Raw genomic sequence first — 7,312 nt, forward strand, 5'->3', positions numbered from 1 at the left:
TAAATGCCAGCTTATGCAAGGTATCTTCCAAAAAGAAAATACCGATAAAGCCCTAAAATACGGGATATATCGGCATTTACCAACTTATGAAAAGATAATCAGAAATTTAGTAAGTTTTTTAATAAAACATCTGCATCTTTCTCAATGCGCTCTATCACTTCTTTGTAAATATCTATCGCATTTTGTATAATTTCATTTATCCTTCTTTCTAACACTGGATAAAGCGAAAATAAATCATTCAAATATTGTTTATCCTTTAAAAAATGGTCGATATAATATTGATACTGTTCAGATTCATTTCCCCTTAACACGCCTTCTTGTCCACATATATGCATTTCATAAATTAAAGTTCGGATACAAAGATTATTAAGCGAATTAAACAAAAATTGCTGAAAATCAAATAGAATCGATTCATTGATATATCGTCTTTGTATAACTATTTCTCTAAGCTGTCTATTTGCCTCTTGCACAAAAGGATCATAAAATGCTCCGAAAACCATTTTCTCACCCTCATGCCTAAACGCCTTTTTGTTCAAAGACAATTTCACAAAATTTCGTGGTTGACTCTTCTCGTGGCTACTAAAAGCACAATTATTTATAAAACCAAAAAAATACTCAAGGTGGTTTTTCTTTACATATTGTAATCCTTCCTCCTTCAGTATTTTCTTCCAATACTCTAAAGACTCCATATTTATTTCAGACGGAATAGCATCATACACTCTTTCAGATAAATAACTAGATTTTTTCATGTTATCTCCCTTTCTCTTAATCCAGGCCCTAGTTCTAAAATCATCTTTGGTTAATTAGCAACAAGCAAGTGTAAAAATACTTCCGCATTCAACAGAAATTGTGCAAACCACACCTGATGAAGCTAAACTATCAACTTTGTTACTTGTCAAATCTGCTGCTTCTAATTCTGTCAAAAGATCTCCAGCCGGGTTGTTATATTTCATATTTGTTCTGTCAAATTTTCTCATAATATCCACCATTCCTTTCTTCAGAACTAGGGCCTTTTGATACCTAAGTATCTTGATTTTTATTATATCCTATCTCCGAATTTCGTCTTTATTTTTGGTATAGATTGACATTTTTTCTTCCTAATTGGTTTTCAACTGTCTTTATCATTTCCTAAATATGCCACAACTTGGCACACTTCTGCGATTGAAGGGTAATTTTACCCATGTTACAATAGGTATTGCTTATAGTATTCCTATTTTCCCCAGCACCTTAATCGGTGCTTTTTTTGTACCCGTAAACCTTTCGCTGACAGTAGCCAATACTTACACAGTACGTACAGCGTACTTCCCCTAAAATAAAACGTATTCTGTGCGTACAGTGTAAGTAAAACTTCCTATTATATAATGAAGGGAGATTACCATGAAAACAAGAAATGAAATCTATCAAGGGGAAGGTGCCCAACTGCTCCGGTTCATTACAACTTACCATTCGTTGCAATATGAACAGGTCTTACGGCTCTTTTCCAAAAACAGAGAGTCTATCAAATCTCTGATCACAAGTCTGGTAAAACAAAAACGCATTATCTATGATAAGGAGAACGGGCTTCTCTTCGACAGCCAGGAATCTGCAAACAATCCTGATTATGGCATGATTGCATCCTTTTGGGTGCTTTTGGACTTCAAAACAGCCATTGTGTACCATACTGACGGTGAATTTCCTGTGAAACTGAACTTTTTCTCTAAAGATGAGTGGTATGAAGTCCTCTATGTCCCCCAGGAACAAGAATATCTTATCAATCATGTCATGGAAAGCCAGACAAAAAGCGATGCGAAACGGCTGGTTGTATTAGAAACAGAAGAACAGGCTGCAAAAATTCATATCACAGGCGTGATTGCCTTTTGCCTTGTAGACTCCTCTACCGGATCTGTCAGCTATTATGCAAAGAAATGAGGTATGTATGAACACCAAAACTGTTTTTGACCGTTTACAGAGCATTGATGATGAAGTCCAAAAACTTCACAACACTATTTTTGCATTGAAAACAACAGATATTCAAGCGTATGCCGACAAATACGAAGAGCTGAGTATCAGTGCTGCCCTACGTTCTGAAAGGATTGCCTGCCAGCTCAGAAATCTGGTATATACCACAACTGACACTGGAAAGAAAGACTATCTGAAACAGGCTGCGGCTGTGCAGGGAATCAAAATCTCTTTTTCAAATAGTGTTCTTTCCATTACCATGCCAGGACTACTGCCCAAACGTAAATTGCGAACCAACACCGCTTTTCTACATGAGCCATTAAACCTTGCCTTGCAGACTTATGTGACAGAACATTCTATTCCGTTATATAAAAGATGTGTGGTCTGTTTTAGTCAAATTTATGACCAGAGCCTTTCTTTACAACGGATACGTGATTACGATAATTTGGAGTTCAAACAGATTTTAGATACTATCGCTTCCTATGTTCTGGTTGATGATACGGGACTCTTTTGCGACTCCTATCACACTACGGAACTGGGGAATTACGATCACACCGTTATCTTTGTAATGGAACCGGAAATCTTTCCTGGCTGGCTGAAAGATAGAAAAGAGTCTATCAAAACCATATCGGAAATTTCCTGATATTTTTCTTTCTTTTTCCGATATGGGTAATTTTTCTGCAAAGAAGCCATATTCTTTGCATTTTTTATGCTTAATACCGCCCTTACTTTACCCAAGTATAGGCTGTCATAGGTAAAAATCGAACTGAGGTGATGCTTATTTGATAAAAACCGATTCTATAAAATATCAGCTTTTGGAAATGGTTGGGCTATGTGGGGAATTCCCTTCCGGACAGCTTAACAGATTGATTGAGAGTGATTCCTATGCAGAGAAGGTGGTTACAGATTTAAAGCAGAGTAAGCTTATAAGAACACACTATAAAGATGGCCTACGAGGTTATCGCCTTACCAAACGGGCAAAAGAACTGCTGCTTTCGCAAAATCCCTGTCGTTTTCAAAACTATTTAACCGGAAATGCAGAAACCAACCTCATACGTAGTGAATTACCAAGACGGCTGCGACTTCATCAAAAAGCAGAAACCTATTTAACGCTTTCACATGCCGGAATCCCATTCTTTCCAGATGAAAAGCCGCTGCTTTTTTCTGAATCCAGCGAAGCGGCTACGTTTCCTGTGCGAAGCCTTCCTCTGTTTTACTCTTCCAGAGAAATAAAAAATCTTGGAGCATCCACTACCAAAATTAAAAATTCCCGTTGTATAGGAATCCTGATGGCTCCTCACTGTGTCTATGCTGTTTATAATACCGGAAATACACTTCTAAAATGGGAATACAAAACGGAAGTCCGACTCAATGCTTTTTTGCAGCACTATCTTCAGGGACTTCCTTACCATGGGCCACCTACCGTTTATGCCATCATGACTGGCAGTGATATGGATATGGCTTTCCGGCTCCTTACCAGTACCGGTGGATACAAAAAAACACTGTTCATGCTGGATACTTCGTATGAACACTTCTATTTCCTGCCCAATAACAGCTACGGAGAATACCTGCTCCGTTTATTGGTACAACCCCAGCGTATGATGCAGCTCAATCAGCTACTACTGTCCGACTGTTTTCCCCAGCGTGAGGATCTGCCAATTGAACATGATGGAATAGACAGCCAGGAAAATCCTATTTTGCTTGCGTATGATTTTGACATGCAGCGTATCAACCGCTTCAATACTGGATTAAATGTATATGGGCTATCCGGGAACCTGATTTGCTTTGACTTTCAGCTTCCCTGCCTGAAAAAATACCTAACTGCAGATATACACTTCTCCAGCATTGATTTTCAAAAGTTTAAAAGGAGGTTTTTCAATGAACCGTAAATGGTGGAAGTTCCTGTTTTTGCTTCCCATAAGCGTCTGCACTCTGTATGCCGGAGGATACGCAGCACAATTTATTAAAAACTATCAGGAATGGACTTCTGCCGGAAACTTTGCCGGCAACGGAACCTATCCGCAAGCAGCTTCTTTACACCCATTGGTCTGCTTTCATACCGCCCTTACCGATTTCCCATACAATTTGTATGGGATTTTTCTTTGCCTGGTTCTCTTTGGGCTTCTTACTTTTTTACTTATGCGTATGGGATATGACAGAAACGGGGAAATTAGTGACCATGACCGGAACTTAAATTACTCTACAAAAGGAACCTACGGTACATCCGGATTCATGACTCCAGATGAAATGATGAAAGTTTTGGAACTGACCGGAGATGTCAAGAAAAATAAAGGAACCATTTTAGGAAAATTAAATGGCAAAGCCGTATGTCTTCCATATCAAACACGAATGAATAAAAATATCGCCGTGTATGGTGCCAGCGGTTCCATGAAATCCAGGGCATTTGCCAGGAATATGATTTTCCAGTGTGTCGCCAGAGGGCAGGAAGGCAACAACGCTTCCGGGGAAAGTTTAATCATTACCGATCCCAAAAGCGAACTCTATGAAAGCATGTCTGCTTATCTGGAAAATGAGGGCTATGTAGTAAAAGCATTTAATCTGGTCAATCCGGAAAACTCGGATAGTTGGAATTGTCTGGGTGAAATCAATGGACAAGAAACGATGGCTCAGGTATTTGCAGATGTCATTATCCAGAATACAGGTTCCGGAAAAGGAGATCATTTCTGGGATAATGCGGAGATGAACCTGCTAAAAGCCCTGGTTCTCTATGTAGATCAGGGCTTTCCGCCGGAAGCCAGAAATATTGGACAGGTTTATAAGCTGCTGACCATGAGTTCCGAAAAGGAGCTGAACAGTCTTTTTGATCTGCTCCCAGTGTCCCATCCAGCAAAAGTTCCTTACTGCATCTACAAACAAGCCAGTGATACCGTGCGAAGCGGAGTTATTATCGGATTGGGTGCCAGACTTCAGGTATTTCAGAATAAACTCATTCGGCAGATTACCTCTTATGATGAGATTGATCTGACACTTCCAGGGAAACAGAAATGTGCTTACTTTTGCATTACCTCAGACCAGGACAGCACCTTCGATTTTTTATCTTCCCTGTTTATGACCTTCATCTTCATCAAACTGGTCCGTTATGCAGATAAGTATGGAGAAGAAGGAAAACTTCCTGTTGCTGTACATATACTGGCTGATGAGCTTGCCAACACCGGAGCTATCCTGGAACTGAATAAGAAAATCAGTGTAATCCGAAGCCGGAATCTCAGCATTTCCTGCATCTTTCAGAATTTGCCCCAGATGCAGAACCGCTATCCTTATAACCAATGGCAGGAAATCATTGGCAACTGTGATACCCAGCTCTTTTTGGGCTGCACAGATGAAGTTACTGCTACCTTTATCAGCAACCGCAGCGGCGATGTGACCGTAGGGGTAAGCAGCGAAGCCAAGCAGCTCAATAGCTGGCGGGTATCCGACTATACACCGGAATACCGGCAGACAAAATCTATCGGCAAACGAAAACTCTTAACACCAGATGAAATCTTGCGGCTCCCGCTTGATACTGCTTTGGTTATCCTACGTGGGCAAAAAGTCCTAAAAGTAGAAAAGTACGATTATACCCTGCATCCAGATGCCAAAAAGCTGACACCAAGAAAAGCATCGGAACACATACCTGAATGGCGCAAAAATGGGTCTTCGGAAGAAACAGAGTATCGACCACAGCCCTCACCCGGATCAGCCAAAAGGAAACGCCGTTCATCTTCTGCGTCAATAGCAAAACAGAAACCACATTTTACATCCGAACCCGTTTATCAGGAACCTACTCCCGATGATTTTATGGAGGATTTCTTTCAGGAAAATTTTATAGAAGATTCCCCCGACTCTGGCATGGTTCCTTTAGATAAAGATTCCATCATGTCATAACACATTTTGAAAGGAGATAACATTTATGGCAAACGAAACAATGAACCTGAACACCCCTATTTTAACCCTTGACTCCGATACTGTATTAGAAACTGCTCAATCAAAAGCGGATTTAATCTGGCATGACATCCAAAATGCCTATCGTACCCGGAAAATTCTCACCGGCATTCTGGGAGGTATTGAAAAGACCGAAGCCGGCAGCTTAATAGCAATTATTTACTATAAAGATTATCGGGCAGTCATCCCTATCTCGGAAATGATGATCAATCTGATCCAAGATGAAACTCATGATTACGGAGATTTCTCTCTTAGACAGAACAAAGTCCTTAATAACATGCTTGGTAGTGAAATCGACTTTGTAATCAAAGGACTGGATACCAAATCCAGAAGCATCGTTGCCAGCCGGAAAGATGCTATGCTGAAGAAACGTCAGATTTTCTATTTTGATCAGGACTCTTCCGGACAGAATAAAATCCACGAAGACCGTATTGTGCAGGCCAGAGTCATTGCCGTTGCTGAAAAAGTAGTCCGGGCAGAAATCTTTGGTGTAGAAACTTCCATCCTTGCAAGAGATCTGTCTTTTGACTGGCTGGGTGATGCCAGGGAACGATTCCAGGTAGGGGAACATATTCTGGTCCGGATCTTAGCTATCCAGGGAGATTCCCCGGAAACGCTCTCTATCCATGCAGATGTAAAAAGCGTGGAAGGCAACACCAGCAAAGAAAATCTGAAAAATTGTCGGGTACAAGGAAAATATGCCGGTACGGTGGAAGACATCCACAAAGGAACTGTTTTTGTCCGGTTAGAATTGGGTGTCAACGCCATTGCTCACAGTTGCTACGACAGCCGCACCGTTGGGAAGAAAGATAAGGTGTCCTTTGTTGTGACACATATTGATGAAGAACGGAATGTTGCTGTTGGCATCATTACAAGGATTATCAAACAAAATATCTGATTACCAAAAGCAATATGAAAAGGAGCTCACTACATCCATTTCTTATTGCGATACAAGATATTCCATGCTATACTGAGCGAGTATAGCTAATCGAGAAAGAGATGCGGATGCAATTTCGACCAGCCCTCTAGTTTTTAAAGGAGGGTGATGCCCATGAACACAATGGAAGTACTCACATTGCTTTTAGTAGTTTTTGCGGCTCTGACTTACATAGATAATCGACATGATAAGAAATAGCATCCACGATAAACCCTGAGAAAGTTTGATGGATGCTATGTCTTAACATAGAAAAAAATTAAATTTTACTGAGGGCATCAGATCTTGCATCTGATTACCTTTCTTAATTAGATTATACACTGGGGGATATGAGAAATCAAGTCCCCCTTTATTATTGTTATTGTCATTACTTAAACTAGTTACTGTTCAGAGGTTAGCTGGACATGAGAAAACCGATGGTGTAGACTGATAACAGTCAAAGCCATCGGTTTTCTTATCCAAATATTCTGGATACTCTGTCAAATATATTCGCTGGTT

Annotated in this window: 7 protein-coding genes; 5 read left to right on the forward strand and 2 right to left on the reverse strand. The window is 40.2% G+C overall.

Translation table 11 applies throughout. The features are described from left to right. Window positions 1-98: 98 nt before the first annotated feature. Together MUB35_RS30045 and MUB35_RS30050 are read right to left on the reverse strand one after the other, a co-directional pair. Window positions 99-749, reverse strand: coding sequence for a hypothetical protein (locus MUB35_RS30045; RefSeq protein WP_244807362.1), 651 nt, complete (start codon window positions 747-749; stop codon window positions 99-101). A 54-nt stretch (window positions 750-803) separates the two neighbouring features. After that, window positions 804-977 carry a plantaricin C family lantibiotic gene (locus tag MUB35_RS30050; protein ID WP_114002469.1) on the reverse strand — a complete coding sequence of 58 codons (174 nt, stop codon included), beginning with the start codon at window positions 975-977 and terminating at the stop codon, window positions 804-806. A gap of 400 nt (window positions 978-1,377) precedes the next feature. Here MUB35_RS30050 and MUB35_RS30055 point away from each other — a divergent pair, with 400 nt between their 5' ends. From MUB35_RS30055 to MUB35_RS30075, 5 genes are all read left to right on the forward strand, one after another. Beyond that, window positions 1,378-1,908, forward strand: a complete 531-nt coding sequence (locus tag MUB35_RS30055) for a DUF5697 family protein (protein ID WP_054338136.1) — start codon at window positions 1,378-1,380, stop codon at window positions 1,906-1,908. A gap of 7 nt (window positions 1,909-1,915) precedes the next feature. Continuing rightward, window positions 1,916-2,581 carry a DUF6100 family protein gene (locus tag MUB35_RS30060; RefSeq protein ID WP_025579351.1) on the forward strand — a complete coding sequence of 222 codons (666 nt, stop codon included), beginning with the start codon at window positions 1,916-1,918 and terminating at the stop codon, window positions 2,579-2,581. Window positions 2,582-2,720: 139 nt separating this feature from the next. Next, on the forward strand, window positions 2,721-3,827 hold the full coding sequence (locus tag MUB35_RS30065; protein WP_226854332.1) for a hypothetical protein: 1,107 nt from the start codon (window positions 2,721-2,723) through the stop codon (window positions 3,825-3,827). Next, on the forward strand, window positions 3,817-5,823 hold the full coding sequence (locus MUB35_RS30070) for a VirD4-like conjugal transfer protein, CD1115 family (protein ID WP_025579348.1): 2,007 nt from the start codon (window positions 3,817-3,819) through the stop codon (window positions 5,821-5,823). The genes MUB35_RS30065 and MUB35_RS30070 overlap by 11 nt, the downstream gene beginning before the upstream one ends. A gap of 25 nt (window positions 5,824-5,848) precedes the next feature. Beyond that, complete coding sequence (locus tag MUB35_RS30075; RefSeq protein ID WP_059085305.1) at window positions 5,849-6,778, forward strand: hypothetical protein; 930 nt, start codon at window positions 5,849-5,851, stop codon at window positions 6,776-6,778. Window positions 6,779-7,312 lie beyond the last annotated feature (534 nt).

Source organism: Blautia sp. NSJ-175 (genome assembly GCF_022867815.1).
Lineage (GTDB): Bacteria > Bacillota > Clostridia > Lachnospirales > Lachnospiraceae > Blautia > Blautia celeris.

What these genes read in the sequence shown, in the direction of transcription:
- MUB35_RS30045 (WP_244807362.1), bottom strand. Translation starts at nt 749, where the DNA reads ATGAAAAAATCTAGTTATTTATCTGAAAGAGTGTATGATGCTATTCCG.
- MUB35_RS30050 (WP_114002469.1), bottom strand. Translation starts at nt 977, where the DNA reads ATGAGAAAATTTGACAGAACAAATATGAAATATAACAACCCGGCTGGA.
- MUB35_RS30055 (WP_054338136.1), top strand. Translation starts at nt 1,378, where the DNA reads ATGAAAACAAGAAATGAAATCTATCAAGGGGAAGGTGCCCAACTGCTC.
- MUB35_RS30060 (WP_025579351.1), top strand. Translation starts at nt 1,916, where the DNA reads ATGAACACCAAAACTGTTTTTGACCGTTTACAGAGCATTGATGATGAA.
- MUB35_RS30070 (WP_025579348.1), top strand. Translation starts at nt 3,817, where the DNA reads ATGAACCGTAAATGGTGGAAGTTCCTGTTTTTGCTTCCCATAAGCGTC.
- MUB35_RS30075 (WP_059085305.1), top strand. Translation starts at nt 5,849, where the DNA reads ATGGCAAACGAAACAATGAACCTGAACACCCCTATTTTAACCCTTGAC.